Below are 12,426 nucleotides of genomic sequence, written 5' to 3' on the forward strand. Positions count from 1 at the left end.
CCGTCCGCCGGGCCGAGGGCGTTGCGGACGGCGCCGAACTTGCTGTGCACGTCGAGCCAGGCCGCTGTGCCCTCGGCGATGCCGATCTCGATGTCCCCCACGCCGGCCTGCAGCGCCGAACGGTGCCCCCGCCGACCCGGCCGGTGGCGTGCTCGGCCGTGCCGGGACCCCGCCGCCCGGTGCGCCGTTGCCTACTGGTGTTGCCACCCGCCTCATCCTCCCCTGGGGCCGGCCCGACACCCGGGGCCCGACCGATGGCAGCAGTATGGCCGTGACTCCCTCCGGCCACACCTGACTTGCGCCGATCTTGAGCATGTCGTGCACGGTTTCCGCACGCTCTCGTACGGCTTGTACCGGTCGTCCCGGCCCGACGGAGAGGTGGCGATCCGTGCGACGCCCACGGCGCCCCGAGCGGTTCCGCGCCGCGCTGATCCCGGGCCCGGCACCCCTGCGCTCCGTACCATGGGCCCCATGCGACTGCTTGGAACGATCTCGCCCGACCGCCCGCTGCTCGTCGTCGCGGTCCGCGAGGAGGCCGCCCACCTCGACGACCGGCTGCCCGTGCTGCTCACCGGGATAGGGAAGGTCAACGCCACGGCGGCCCTGGCCACCGTGCTCGCCCAGGGCGAGCAGCCCTCCGAGGTGATCAACCTCGGCACGGCCGGCGCGCTGCGCCCCGGCTGGGAGGGCATGCACCACGTCGCCCAGGTGATCCAGCACGACCTGAACACCGCAGCCCTGCAGCAGCTCACCGGCCGCAGCTACGGCGCCCCGCTGGTGGTCGGCCGGGGCGACGGCCCGGTGCTGGCCACCGGCGACCTGTTCGTCGAGGAGCCGGCGGCCAAGCAGCGGCTGGCCGAGCACGCCGACCTGGTCGACATGGAGGGCTACGCCGTGGCCACCGTCGCCCACCGGGCCGGGGTGCCGGTGCGGCTGGTCAAGTACGTCAGCGACGAGGCCGGGGACGGCGCGGCCCACAGCTGGCGGGAGTCCGTCGACGGCTGCGCCCGGCACCTCGCGGACTGGGTGCACACCCAGGGCTGGTGACCGATAGTCAGATGCGTCCGGCCGGTTCCGCTCGTTACGGTGGCGCGGTGACCGAGAACACCGCGCCCCGGGGCGCCGCGCCGAGCAAGCTCTCCGACTCCCGCCCGCCGACGCTCAACGCCGACGAGCGGACCACCCTGCTGGCCTTCCTCGACTACCTGCGGGAGGCCGTCATCGCCAAGCTGGACGGCCTCGGCGACGAGGACGCCCGGCGCCCCGGCGTCGCCTCCGGCACCAGCCTGCTGTGGCTGGTGCGGCACCTGACCGTGGTCGAGCTCAACTGGTTCGAGTACGCGTACGGCGGACGGGGGGAGGCGCCGCTGAACAGCGAGGACGTCCCGTCGGCCGGGCTCACGGTGGAAGCGGCGGTCGCCGCCTACCGGGACGCGATCGCCCGGGCCAACGCGGTGGCCGCGGCCGCCCCCGACCTGGACCGGCCGGGGGCGCGCTCGCTGCGGCCCGACGCCGTGGAGGGGCCGTCGCTGCGCTGGGTGCTGGTGCACATGATCGAGGAGACCGGGCGGCACGCCGGGCACGCGGACATCATCCGCGAGCAGTTGGACGGTGCCGTCGGGCGCTGAGGCCGCCGTCCTACGGGCGGGGCGGGCGCCCCGCCCGTGGGGAGGTCGGTCCCGGCGGGCCTCGGCCTCGGAAGGCCTCGGTCCCGTAAGGCCCCGGCCCCGGATGCCTCAGTCCCGGATACCTCAGTCCCGGAACGCCGAGAGGTCGAGGGCTGCCAGCCGCTCCTGGTCGGCGATCACCTCGATCGCCGCGATCGCGCCGTCCACCACGGTGAACGCCATGATCGACAGCGCCCGGCCGTTGTCGCCGATGACCACCGCCCCCGCGGCGCCGTTGACCAGCGCCGGGCGGGCGAACGGCGACAGCGTGCCCCACAGCACGGCCTGCCCGGCCACCGTCGCGGCGCCGGTGAGCACCACGGTGTGCCGGGCCTGCCCGGCCCCGCCGTCCGAGCGCAGCACCACGTCCGGGTCGAGCACCGCGAGCAGCGCCGCCAGGTCGCCGGTGCGGGCGGCGGCGAAGAAGGCGTCCACGGCCACCCGCTGGCGGCCCAGGTCCGGATCCGGCACGGGGTGCGCCTGTACCTTGCGGCGGGCCCGGCTGGCCAGTTGGCGGGTCGCGGCCGAGGTCTTCTCGATCAGCGGGGCGATCTCCTCGAACGGCACCGCGAACAGGTCGTGCAGCACGAAGGCGACCCGCTCGGCGGGCGACAGCGACTCCAGCACCACCATCAGCGCCAGGCCGACCGAGTCCGCGAGCATCACCTCCTGCTCCGGGTCGATCACCCCCTCGCGGCGCAGCAGGGGGTCCGGAACGCGCTCGGGCCCGCCCTCGCCGCCCGGGCCGGTCGGCTGCAGCGGCTCCTCCCGGCGGGCGGCGCGGTCGCGCAGCAGGTTCAGGCAGACCCGGGAGACCACCGTGGTCAGCCAGCCGCCGAGGTTGGCCACCTCGGCGGTGTCGGTGCGGTCGTACCGCAGCCAGGCCTCCTGGAGCGCGTCGTCGGCCTCGCTGATCGAGCCGAGCATCCGGTACGCGACCGCGCGCAGGTGCGGGCGGTGCTCCTCGAAGAGCGCGGTCCGGGCAGATCTGTCGTCCACCGTGTCAACTTCCTTCGTCGCGCCGGGCAGCCCTCGGGTCGGCCTCGGGCCGGTCCCGGGGTCGGCCCCGGGTCAGGGCAGCAGCGGGAGCCAGCCAACAGCGGGGCGGCGCGGAGATCAACTCCCGGCGGCCGGATTGTCGTGGGGGCCTCGTAGGGTGGCCGCCATGTCCTTCCTCGAGCGCCTGCGCGCCACCCCCGCCATCGTCGACTACCTGCTCTGGCCCGGGGACTTCTCCCTCGACGCCTACTCGCACGTGGAGGAGGTCGTGCTCGCCTCCGGGGAAGCCCTGGAGGAGGTCGCCAAGTGCGGTGCGGGCGGCACCTTCTTCCTCTGCGGCGAGGGCGGCGACGAGCGGCCCGTGCTCTACGCCGACTCCGAGGGCGGCGCGGCGCTGATGGCCGTCGGACTGGAGGAGATGGTCCGGCTGCTGCTGGCGGTGCCGTGGTGGCACGGCTTCGTGCGGCTGACCGAGGAGGAGAGCGCGGAGGCGGCCGAGCAGTACCTGGAGGACGAGCCCGAGCTGCTCGCCGACCGGGACGCTGCCGCCGCCGCGATCGGGCTCGAAGTGCCCACCGTGGCCGAGGCGTTGGAGCGGCTGCGGGAGGTCGCCTTCGGCCTCGGGCCGTCGTACGTGCTGCTCAACGCGGAGGAGGGCAACGCGTACGAGCCGCTGTTCAGGCCCTAGGGGGGCTACGGGGTCAGAGGATGCGGCGCAGGAGGCGGGACTTGAGGGGGGTGAACGGCGGGTAGGCGGGGCGGAGGGGGTCGGCGAGGAGGGGCTTGTCGAGGATGGACTTGGTGTGGCTGAAGGTGTCGATGGAGTGGGTGCCGTGGTAGCGGCCGAGGCCGCTCTCGCCGACGCCGCCGAAGGGCAGGCCGGGGACGGCGATGTGGGCGTTGGGGACGCCGAAGGCGAGGGCGCCGGAGGAGGTTTCGGTGGTGAGACGGCGCTTGGTGGCGTCCGAGGCGGTGAAGGCGTAGAGGGCGAGGGGCTTGTCGCGGGCGGTGATGAAGGCGATCGCGGCGTCGAGGTCGGGGACGCGGATGATCGGCAGGACGGGGCCGAAGATCTCCTCGCGCATCACCGGGGCGTCCGGGTCGACGTCGGCGAGGACGGTGGGGGCGAGGTAGCGGTCGGCGCGGTGGTGGTCGCCGCCGGTGACGAGGCGGCCGTCGGCGAGCAGGGCGGTGAGGCGGTCGAAGTGGCGCTCGTTGACGATCCGGCCGTAGTCGGGGCTGTCGGCCGGGTCGGCGCCGTACATCTCGCGGATCGCGGCGGTGAGTTGGCGTTCCAGCTCGGTGGCGGTGTCGCCGATGGCGAGGACGTAGTCGGGGGCGACGCAGGTCTGGCCGGCGTTCATGAACTTGCCCCAGGCGATCCGGCGGGCGGCCGTGGCGAGGTCGGTGCCGGGTTCGACGACGACGGGGCTCTTGCCGCCCAACTCCAGGGTGACGGGGGTGAGATGGCGGGCGGCAGCGGTCATGACGACGCGGGCGACGGTGCCGTTGCCGGTGTAGAAGACGTGGTCGAAGCGCTGTTCCAGCAGGGCGGTGGTCTCCGGCACACCGCCTTCGACGACGGCGACGGCCTGCCGGTCCAGGGTGCGGGGCAGCCAGTGGGCGATGGCGGCGGAGGTGGCGGGGGCGAGTTCGCTGGGCTTGAGCACCGCGCAGTTGCCGGCGGCGAGCGCGCCGACCAGCGGGGCGAGGGCGAGCTGCAGCGGGTAGTTCCACGGGCTGATGATCAGCACGGTGCCCAGCGGTTCGCGCACGGTGCGGGCCCGGGCGGGCTGCAGGGCGAGCGGTACGGGGATCCGGCGCGGGCGCAGCCAGCCGTCGAGGTGGCGCAGGGTGTGGTCGATCTCGTTGAGGGTGAAGCCGATCTCGGTGGTGTAGGCCTCGGCGGCGCTCTTGCCGAGGTCGGCGTGCAGGGCGGCGGTGAAGACGGCCTCTTGCTCGACCAACAGGCGGCGCAGGGAGCGGAGTTGGGCCTTGCGCCAGGCGAGGGGCTTGGTGCGGCCCGCGGCGAAGGCGGTGTGCAGACGGGAGACGGTGGCGGCGGCTTCGTCGCTTCCGGTGGACGTGGCTTCGGCGGAGAGGCTCATGCCGTCGAGCATAAACGAAACGAAATGATTTCGTTTCTAGTTTTCGATAGACTTCCGGCATGACCCCCAGCACCACCCCGCCCCGCCCCGTCGCCTCCGGAGCCGCCTCCCCGCCGCGCCGGGGCCGCCCCCGCGACGCAGGCCGGGACCGGGCACTGCTGGACGCCACCCTCGCCGTCCTCGCGGAGAGCGGCTACGGCGGGCTGACCACCGCCGCCGTGGCGGCCCGGGCCAGGGTCTCGACGGCGACGCTCTACCGCCGCTGGTCGTCCAAGGAGGACCTGGTGATCGCCGCCGCCGCGCTGCACGGCGAGGGCTCGTACGAGCAGCCGGACACCGGCGGCCTGGAGGGCGACCTGCGGGTCGTCCTGCGGGACAAGGCCGCCGGCATGACCGGGGAGCCCGGCCGGCTGATCCGCGCCCTGATCGGCGAGGCCGCCCACAACACCGCGCTGGCCGAGGTGCTGGTCACGGCCTTCCTGCGGCCGGTGTACGGGAGGGTCGCGGAGGTCGTCCGGCGGGCGGTCGAGCGGGGCGAGATCCCGCCGCTCGACGGCGTGGAGCTGCTCGGCGAGGTGGTGGTCGGCCCGGTGATGACCCACTTCCTGCTCACCCCGCGGCTGCCCGAGGATGTCGACGAGGCCACTGCCCGGCAGACCGCCGACCGCCTGCTGCCCTTCGCCCTGCGGGCGGTGGGCGGGACGCCGTCCGGCTGAACGGATCCCGGCTGAACGAATCGCGGGTGCGCGTCCCGGTTGCGCATCCCCGTGGGAAGAGCAGCCCGATGCCCTGGTTCACGCTCGCTGCCGATCGGCGTCGCCGGTGAATTCGCCATCACCGTGCGGGAGTTCCTCGCAAAGCTCTCGCGGGTGCCTGCGGGCGCCCGCGGGTGCCTGCGCGCGCCTCAGCGGGTGAGGGTCAGGGCCAGGGTGGCGACCGCCAGGGCGAGGTGGCCGCCGGGGAAGTGGAGGTTGTGGAGCACCTTGGTGCGGACGTGGACGGCCACCGCGCCGACGTAGAAGAGCACCAGTGCGGTCGCGGCCGCGACGCCCAGCGGCGGATAGGCGACCAGGCCGATCAGCAGCCCGGCGGCCCCCGCCATCTTGAGGGCGGCCAGCCATGGGACCCACTCCGGTTCGACGTTCACCTCGGCGGAGTTGGCCAGGACGAACGGGGCCTTGGCGAAGTCGGCGGCGGCGATTCCGGCGTTGGCGGCGATGGCGACGACAGTCACGATGACCAGGGCGATGGACATGGGATTCCTTCGTGGACGCGGGGTGTTCCCTCGGGTCAAGCCTCTTCGGGGGGCTCGCCCCGCGTCCAATACCTGCTTCCATAACCTGGTGGAATGGATGGCGAGGTAGCGGCCGTCCGGGGCTCCCGCCGGGGCCAAGTAGGCGGCATTGATCAGCTCCCAGGCGGTGGTGGGCCGGGGGAGGGGTGGCAGCCCTCAGCGCCGCCACCCCCCGTTTGCTTCTCGGCACCGGAGTGGTGGTTCATTGAGCCAAACCCCGCCTTGGGGTGAAAGCGGGTGGGGATCCGGGCGGGGTTCCGTGGGGTTTCGGTGAGCGTCCCATCGTGCGGAGCAGCCGCGTCTGGCGGGAGGGGGCAGGGGTGGGCGGGCCCTCGGTGGGCCGGTCGTCGGGGGCGGCGAAGAAGCGGTGGGTGGAGTCGGGGTCGACGGGGGTTTCGGGCAGCCCCGCGTAGATGGTGGCGAGGTGCTCGTCGAGCCAGGCGACGAGGGCGGGGTGGAGGGTGTCGTCCAGGCCGAGGGCGGTGGCGAGGTCCCAGGTGTGGACGGTGCTGTCCGCGGTCCGTACGGCGAGCGCCTGCCTGCCGGTGAGCGGGCCGAGGGGGTAGTCCAGGATGCGGCAGAGGGCGTCGGACCGGCCGTAGGCGTCGGCCAGCTGCCGGACGGAGGCGGCGTAGGCGGCGGCGGGGGAGTCGCCCGGCGCGTCGGTCTCGCGGAGGCGGAGGAACTCGGTGCGGTGGCCGCCGTGCAGCAGGAGGAGGTAGTTGAGGTTGCCCCGGGCCATGTGGTGCACCAACTGCCGTACGTTCCAGTCGGTGCACGGCGTGGGCAGGGTCCACTGCCCGGGGCGGACGGACCGCAGGATCCGCTCGAACTCGCCGCTGGCGAGCAGGAACCGGTCGAGGAGCCCGTCGAAGGCGGCACTGGTCATGCGGCCCATCCTGCGAGGTGCGGCGCCGCCCGCACCGGCGGGTTTCGGACCTCGCGCTGGGGCGCTTCCGGTCCGGCGGCCCGGAGGAAGCGCCTCGGGCGGGTTCAGTGGGGGAGGGCCTCGCGGAGGCGCTTCTTGTCGGGCTTGCCGACGGAGGTCAGCGGGATCGCGTCGACCAGGTGGAGGGCTTCCGGTGCGTAGATGCGGCCCCTGGCGGCGGTGACGAAGGCGCGGACCTCCTCCAGGGTCGGCTGCTGCCCGGCGGCGGGGACGACGGCGGCGTGGACGTGCTCGGCCTCCTGGTCGTCCCGCACGCCGTAGACGGCGCACTGGGCGATGGCGGGGTGGGTGAGGAGGAGCTCCTCGACCTCGGTCGGGTAGACGTGGCCGCCGACGACGATGATGAGGTCCTTGAGACGGTCGGCCAGGTAGAGGTAGCCGTCGGCGTCGAAGTACCCGATGTCACCGGTGTCCAGCCAGCCGTCGCGCAGGACCTGGGCGGTGAGGTCGGGCCGCTTCCAGTAGCCGGCCATCAGCATCGCCGAGCGGACGTGCACCTCGCCCTGCTCGCCGGCGGGCAGGACGGTGCCGTCGGCGGCGCGGACCTCCACCTCCACGTCGGGGAAGGGCCGGCCGACCGGGATCGGACCGTCCTCGCCGAAGCGCGCGTACTCGTCGGGGGTGAGGACGGCGATCTTCTGCGCCTCCGACATGCCGTAGAGGCTGACCAGGACGGGGCCGAAGACCTTGAGCGCCTCGCGGATCCGGGTCGGGGAGGAGGCGCAGCCGCCGTAGTCGATCCGCTGCAGGCTGGACAGGTCGGTGCGGCCGAGGTCCGGGTGGTCGAGCAGCCGGTAGAGCAGCGGGGGCAGCACCCACAGGTCGGTGATGCGTTCGCGTGCGATCGCGGCGAGGACCTCGCCGGGCTCGAAGGTGCGCTGGAGGACGACGGATCCGCCCGCGTGGAGCGTCAGGTCGGCGAGCACGCCGGCGAGGTGGGCGAGCGAGGTGGCGGCGAGGAAGCGGGGCGGTTCGGCGTCGGGGCGGCTGTGGAGGGGGGTGTCGAACATGCGGCGGACGGGCCCGTGGAGGCTGAGGATGCCCTTGGGGATGCCGGTGGTGCCGCCGGTGTGGCGGATGCCGAGGTCGTCGTCGGGGCCGATCCGGACGTCGGGTTCCCCGGCGGGGCGGATCGCGGAGGCGGCGATCACGTCCTCGCCGACGGTGTGCGCTCCGGGGCCGGTCCCGTCGGCGCCGGGGCCGAGGGTGAGGACGGCGGGGACGTCGATCAGCGGCAGCAACTCGGGGGCGTCGGCGTAGCGTTCGGCGTCCACGAGGAGCATGGTGGTGTCCACGCTGGCGACGATCTCGGCCAGGACCGGGGCGCTCATCCCGTCGTACAGGTTGACCACCCGGGCGCCGGCCAGGCCGGCGGCGTAGCGGGCGCTGAGGGCCTCGGGGGTGTTGCCGGTGAGCAGGGTGACGGTCGAGCCGCGGGTGATGCCGCGGGCGAGCAGCTCGTGGGCGAGGCGGTAGGTGGCGGCCGCGAAGTCGCCGGCGGTGATCTCGACCCGGTCGGCGGTGGTGATGGCGCGTCGGTCCGGGTGGGAGGCGAGGGCCCGGAGGATCAGGGCTGGTGCGCTGACGAACTCCTGGTCACTCATGGCCACTTCTTCCTTGTAGTTTGCAACCATGCCGCCAGGCTAACTCCACCGCCCGCCCCCTACCGGTGGGTTTTGGCCATGACCGGTCAGAATATCATCTGTGAACGAAGGGCCGGGTTGGTGAAGGCCTCCCGGCACTGGCGGGGAGGCGGACGTCACGCGGGCGGTCGCTGCGGAACCTGGGTGCCTCAACTCGCCGGCGGGGGCCATGGATCCGGGCCTGCGGGCCGTCAGAGCGGGTTGAGGCGGGCCTTGAGCGGGCGGAACTCGTTGCCCTCCGGATCGGCGAGTACGTGCCAGGACTCGTCGCCGGTCTGGCCGATGTCCGCCGGGCGCGCGCTCGTGACCGTTCCGGTCAACACGCCTCGGCGCGAAGGGTTTCAGCCCCGGGGGCCCGCCGACGGGGTGCGTCGGCGGGCCCGGCGGGTCACTGGTCGTACTGGTCCTGCCGGTCCTCTTGGCCCTCTTGGCCTTCTTGGCCTTCTTGGCCCTGACGGTCCTATCGGTCCGCGGTGAGCTTGCCGGCCACGCCCCAGCTCTCCGGCTGGTACTCGTTGACGAACACGAACACGCTCTCGGCGGGGACCGCGAGCGTCTCCACGAACGCCGCGGTGACCTTCTCGACCAGCTCGCGCTTCTGCTCGACGCTGCGCGGGCCCTGCTGGATGGTGACGATCGGCATCTTCGGCTCCTGACCGGGATTCGGGTGGATCTTCCCGCCGGGTTGTCCGGCTGGGAACAGTCCACCCGATCGGGCCGCCCGCACCCAGACCCGAATCGCTCTGGCAGCGATCACGAATCCTGATCGTCACAGGTCGGGGGCGTCATGCGGCAGGCCTCCAGGAGCAGCCGGGGGAGCGGGGCGGAGCGTCGTACGGCGAGCGAGGTCGGCAGGGCCAGCGGGGTCCGGCAGCGGCGGAAGGCCACTCGGCGGGCGTTCACCATCCGGGCGTTGGCGGCGTACACCACCGTCCACATCGGGGTCCCGGTGCCGATCGAGGCCAGGGTGTTCTGCAGGGTGCCGTGCGCCGGGCCGAGGACCGGCCGGAATCCGGCGGCCGTGCAGGCGTCCAGCACCAGGTCCACCAGCGCCGGGTGGTTGCCGTGCTCGGTCAACCGCAGTGGCAGGTCGGCGAGTTCGGCGAGATCGACCTCGGGCTGGGCGGCGAGCGGGTGCCGGGCGGGCAGGGCGAGCACCAACTCGTCCTCCCATACGGGCAGGAAGCGCAGGCCGGGGCTGTTCTCGGCGATGGCGCCCCGGACGAAGGCGGCGTCCAGGCGGCCGTCCGCGAGCTGGGCGAGCCGCTCCCGCACCGGGGCCGAGTGCAGTTCGACCCGCACCCCGGGGGCCCGTTGCTGGTAGGTCTCCAGGATCAGGTCGAGCCGCTCGGCGAGCCCGGTGATGGTGCCCAGCCGCAGGACGGCGGGCGCGGCCAGATCGGCGGCGAGGGCGCGGGCGGCGTCCTCGGCCGAGAGGACGTTGCGGGCGGCGGGCAGGAAGCGCTCCCCGGCCGGGGTCAGCCGGACGTACCGGGGCGAGCGGTCGAACAGCTCGACCTTCAACTCCCGCTCCAGCCGCCGGACCTGCTGGCTCACGGCGGGCTGCCCGAGCAGCAGCTTCTCGGCGGCCCGGCCGAAGTGCAGCTCCTCGGCGACGGCGACGAAGCAGCGCAGCTGCCGTAGCTCCATGCGGGCCCCCTGCTTGATCGGTCGACGGGCCCATCGTCGCAGGCGGGCGGGCATCCGCTCGGCGCAGGTGTCGTAGCAGCCGTCCCAGGTCTTCTCGGCCTCCGCCCGGGGTTCCTTGGCGGCGGCCGTCCGCGAGGGCGGCCTCCCCCCGTCGCTCTGAGCTGGTCGAAGGCACCCCTCCAGGTGGTCTATAGTTAACCCATCACCCAGATGCGCGGGTGGCGGAATAGGCAGACGCGCTGGATTCAGGTTCCAGTGCCCGAAAGGGCGTGGGGGTTCAACTCCCCCCTCGCGCACAGCGAAGTACCGACGGAACGGTGCTTCCCGCAGTGACGGAAGTCATTGTGGGAGGCGCCGTTTCGTCGTTTGTGCCACCACCGGAGACGGCCGGCCTTCCGGCCCGGCTGGCCGTCGTGCGCTACGCGGCGGGCTTCCAGAGGGCGAGCAGGACGCTGTAGGCCGGGGTGATCTCGGCCCCGGTGCCGTGCTCGGGCGACACGAACCGCGGGGTGCCACGCCGGTTGACCCCGAGAGCCGGCCGGTCGGCCCGACGGTCGACCGGCCGCTCCGGTGCCCCGGGGCCGGTCAGCGGCAGAGGGCCGCGTCGACGACGCTTTCGAGACGCCTGGTGACGGCCCCGTCCGCCGGGATGCTGGTCACCGTGATGTCGGCGGCGCGGCCGTCGTCCGTCGCGCCGCCCCGGGACTCGTAGCCCGGGATGTCCCCGCCGTGACCCCAGTAGACGCCGCCGCAGGACAGCGGGCGGCTGATGATCCCCAGCCCGTACCCGGCGCCGGTGTCCCCGATCGGGACGGTGGTGCGCATCTGGGCGAGCTGCGCCGGCGGGAGGAGGTCGCCGGCCAGGAGCGCGCTGAAGAACCGGTTCAGATCGGAGTCGGTGGAGGTCAGCTGGCCCGCTGCCCAGCCCGCCGAAGGGTCCAGCTCGGTGGTGTCGATCAGCGGTCCGCCCGGCTTCTCCTGACGGTAGCCCTTGGGGTGGGCCTCCCGGATCGTACGGTCCCCGACGGCGGGGAAGTAGGTGTGGCGCAGCCCGATCCGCTGGATGACGCGCCGGTCGATCTCCTCGGCGAGCGGGCGGCCGGTGACCTTCTGGACGATCAGGCCGACCAGCACGTAGTTGGTGCTGCTGTACCCGAACCGCTTCCCCGGGGGGAAGTCGGCCTTGTGCCGGAAGGCCAGGTCCAGCAGCTCGCGCGGCTCGAAGTACCGCTGCTGCATGACGGATTCCTCGATGTCGCCCTCGTAGTCGGGGAGCCCGCTGGTGTGCTGGAGCAGTTCGCGGACGGTGATGTGGCCGCCGTCGATGCCGTCCCCGCGCACGATGCCCGGCAGGTAGGTCTCGACCGGCTCGTCGAGGCCGATCCTCCCCTCGCCGACCAGTTGCAGGGCGACGACGGCCGTGAAGGTCTTGGTGTTGCTGCCGATCCGCACCTGGCCGTCCTTGGGTACCTTCGCGCCGGTGGCCAGGTCGCCGACCCCGGCCGTGTAGCTGCGGGTGCGGCCCGTACCGTCCTGCACGCTCGCCAGCGCGCCCGGCAGGCCGTCGGACTGCACCAGGGCGTTCAGGCCCCGCTGGACGCTGTCGGGCCTGGGAGCGGCGGCGGCGGAAGGCGCCAGGACGCCCGCCGTCACGACGCCGATGGCCAGTGCCGCCACCGCCGACACCGTCCGCCGCCGGGAGCGCTTCTGCCAGGTCTGCTCACGCATGAGTCAACTCCGTTGGAATCCTTGGGAATCAGTGGACACGATCATGGGTTCCGGACCGCCGGCGCGCATCGCGGGAAGGCGGGAGAAAACCCTCCCCCGATCGGGGGAGGCCGCCGCTGACCTGCCCGGACATACTGGCGAGCATGATCACGGGAATCCGGCCGTTGCTGCGCGGCTCCACGTACACGGGTGCACTGTTCGCCTACGTCGGCGCGTTGGCGAGCCTTCCGCTGCTGCCGTTCGCCATGCTGCCGGCCCTGGCCGGACGCTCCGCCCCCTACGCGGTGCAGGCCGCGCTGACGCTGCTGCTCTGGGCCGTCCTGATCGGCGCGGTCGGGCTGGCCCGCACCACGCGGCGGGCCCTGATCGCCGCCGCCCGCCGCCTGCT

Annotated in this window: 12 protein-coding genes, 1 tRNA gene and 2 pseudogenes; 6 read left to right on the forward strand and 9 right to left on the reverse strand. The window is 73.5% G+C overall.

All coding sequences use genetic code 11. The features are described from left to right. Positions 1–471: 471 nt before the first annotated feature. Together BG452_RS19325 and BG452_RS19330 are read left to right on the forward strand one after the other, a co-directional pair. Positions 472–1,047 carry a nucleosidase gene (locus BG452_RS19325; protein ID WP_188305590.1) on the forward strand — a complete coding sequence of 192 codons (576 nt, stop codon included), beginning with the start codon at positions 472–474 and terminating at the stop codon, positions 1,045–1,047. 47 nt (positions 1,048–1,094) lie between these two features. Next, positions 1,095–1,628 carry a DinB family protein gene (locus BG452_RS19330; RefSeq protein ID WP_317621130.1) on the forward strand — a complete coding sequence of 178 codons (534 nt, stop codon included), beginning with the start codon at positions 1,095–1,097 and terminating at the stop codon, positions 1,626–1,628. 123 nt (positions 1,629–1,751) lie between these two features. Here BG452_RS19330 and BG452_RS19335 read toward each other — a convergent pair whose 3' ends face one another. Further along, entirely contained in the window at positions 1,752–2,666 is a 915-nt protein-coding gene (locus tag BG452_RS19335; protein ID WP_188305591.1) for a sigma-70 family RNA polymerase sigma factor, read from the reverse strand. A 166-nt stretch (positions 2,667–2,832) separates the two neighbouring features. Here BG452_RS19335 and BG452_RS19340 point away from each other — a divergent pair, with 166 nt between their 5' ends. Further along, a complete protein-coding gene (locus tag BG452_RS19340) occupies positions 2,833–3,354 on the forward strand; it encodes a hypothetical protein (RefSeq protein WP_188305592.1) in 522 nt (173 codons plus the stop codon). Positions 3,355–3,367: 13 nt separating this feature from the next. Here the strand turns inward: BG452_RS19340 and BG452_RS19345 are convergent, their stop codons facing one another. Beyond that, positions 3,368–4,774: an aldehyde dehydrogenase family protein gene (locus BG452_RS19345; protein WP_188305593.1), complete on the reverse strand. Its 1,407-nt coding sequence runs from the start codon at positions 4,772–4,774 to the stop codon at positions 3,368–3,370. Positions 4,775–4,833: 59 nt separating this feature from the next. Between BG452_RS19345 and BG452_RS19350 the strand changes: the two genes are divergently transcribed. Beyond that, positions 4,834–5,490, forward strand: coding sequence for a TetR/AcrR family transcriptional regulator (locus BG452_RS19350; protein WP_188305594.1), 657 nt, complete (start codon positions 4,834–4,836; stop codon positions 5,488–5,490). 188 nt (positions 5,491–5,678) lie between these two features. Here the strand turns inward: BG452_RS19350 and BG452_RS19355 are convergent, their stop codons facing one another. The 6 genes and pseudogenes from BG452_RS19355 to BG452_RS19380 form a co-directional block, all read right to left on the reverse strand. Further along, a complete protein-coding gene (locus BG452_RS19355; protein WP_188305595.1) occupies positions 5,679–6,029 on the reverse strand; it encodes a DoxX family protein in 351 nt (116 codons plus the stop codon). Positions 6,030–6,270: 241 nt separating this feature from the next. Beyond that, positions 6,271–6,957: a TIGR03086 family metal-binding protein gene (locus BG452_RS19360; RefSeq protein WP_188305596.1), complete on the reverse strand. Its 687-nt coding sequence runs from the start codon at positions 6,955–6,957 to the stop codon at positions 6,271–6,273. Positions 6,958–7,061: 104 nt separating this feature from the next. After that, positions 7,062–8,621: an AMP-binding protein gene (locus tag BG452_RS19365; RefSeq protein WP_188305597.1), complete on the reverse strand. Its 1,560-nt coding sequence runs from the start codon at positions 8,619–8,621 to the stop codon at positions 7,062–7,064. 230 nt (positions 8,622–8,851) lie between these two features. Continuing rightward, positions 8,852–8,959, reverse strand: a pseudogene (locus BG452_RS19370) (VOC family protein); the annotation flags it as partial. A gap of 161 nt (positions 8,960–9,120) precedes the next feature. Further along, a complete protein-coding gene (dmpI, locus tag BG452_RS19375; RefSeq protein ID WP_188305598.1) occupies positions 9,121–9,303 on the reverse strand; it encodes a 4-oxalocrotonate tautomerase DmpI in 183 nt (60 codons plus the stop codon). 110 nt (positions 9,304–9,413) lie between these two features. Beyond that, positions 9,414–10,310: a LysR family transcriptional regulator gene (locus BG452_RS19380; RefSeq protein WP_188305599.1), complete on the reverse strand. Its 897-nt coding sequence runs from the start codon at positions 10,308–10,310 to the stop codon at positions 9,414–9,416. A gap of 212 nt (positions 10,311–10,522) precedes the next feature. Here BG452_RS19380 and BG452_RS19385 point away from each other — a divergent pair. Beyond that, positions 10,523–10,606: transfer RNA gene (locus BG452_RS19385), tRNA-Leu, on the forward strand. A 289-nt stretch (positions 10,607–10,895) separates the two neighbouring features. On the opposite strand, the gene BG452_RS19390 is transcribed toward BG452_RS19385, so the two are convergent. Beyond that, positions 10,896–12,038 (reverse strand): serine hydrolase domain-containing protein, encoded by a 1,143-nt coding sequence (locus BG452_RS19390; RefSeq protein ID WP_188305600.1) that lies wholly within the window; start codon positions 12,036–12,038, stop codon positions 10,896–10,898. A 143-nt stretch (positions 12,039–12,181) separates the two neighbouring features. Here BG452_RS19390 and BG452_RS19395 point away from each other — a divergent pair. Then, positions 12,182–12,426: pseudogene (locus BG452_RS19395) on the forward strand (two-component sensor histidine kinase); the annotation flags it as partial.

Origin of the sequence: Streptomyces sp. CBMA123, from assembly GCF_014596465.1 — a bacterium.
GTDB lineage: Bacteria > Actinomycetota > Actinomycetes > Streptomycetales > Streptomycetaceae > Kitasatospora.

Coding starts and splice junctions, on each gene's coding strand:
- BG452_RS19345 (WP_188305593.1), bottom strand. CDS start 4,774: ATGAGCCTCTCCGCCGAAGCCACGTCCACCGGAAGCGACGAAGCCGCC.
- BG452_RS19390 (WP_188305600.1), bottom strand. CDS start 12,038: ATGCGTGAGCAGACCTGGCAGAAGCGCTCCCGGCGGCGGACGGTGTCG.
- BG452_RS19380 (WP_188305599.1), bottom strand. CDS start 10,310: ATGGAGCTACGGCAGCTGCGCTGCTTCGTCGCCGTCGCCGAGGAGCTG.
- BG452_RS19355 (WP_188305595.1), bottom strand. CDS start 6,029: ATGTCCATCGCCCTGGTCATCGTGACTGTCGTCGCCATCGCCGCCAAC.
- BG452_RS19325 (WP_188305590.1), top strand. CDS start 472: ATGCGACTGCTTGGAACGATCTCGCCCGACCGCCCGCTGCTCGTCGTC.
- dmpI (WP_188305598.1), bottom strand. CDS start 9,303: ATGCCGATCGTCACCATCCAGCAGGGCCCGCGCAGCGTCGAGCAGAAG.
- BG452_RS19340 (WP_188305592.1), top strand. CDS start 2,833: ATGTCCTTCCTCGAGCGCCTGCGCGCCACCCCCGCCATCGTCGACTAC.
- BG452_RS19350 (WP_188305594.1), top strand. CDS start 4,834: ATGACCCCCAGCACCACCCCGCCCCGCCCCGTCGCCTCCGGAGCCGCC.
- BG452_RS19365 (WP_188305597.1), bottom strand. CDS start 8,621: ATGAGTGACCAGGAGTTCGTCAGCGCACCAGCCCTGATCCTCCGGGCC.
- BG452_RS19360 (WP_188305596.1), bottom strand. CDS start 6,957: ATGACCAGTGCCGCCTTCGACGGGCTCCTCGACCGGTTCCTGCTCGCC.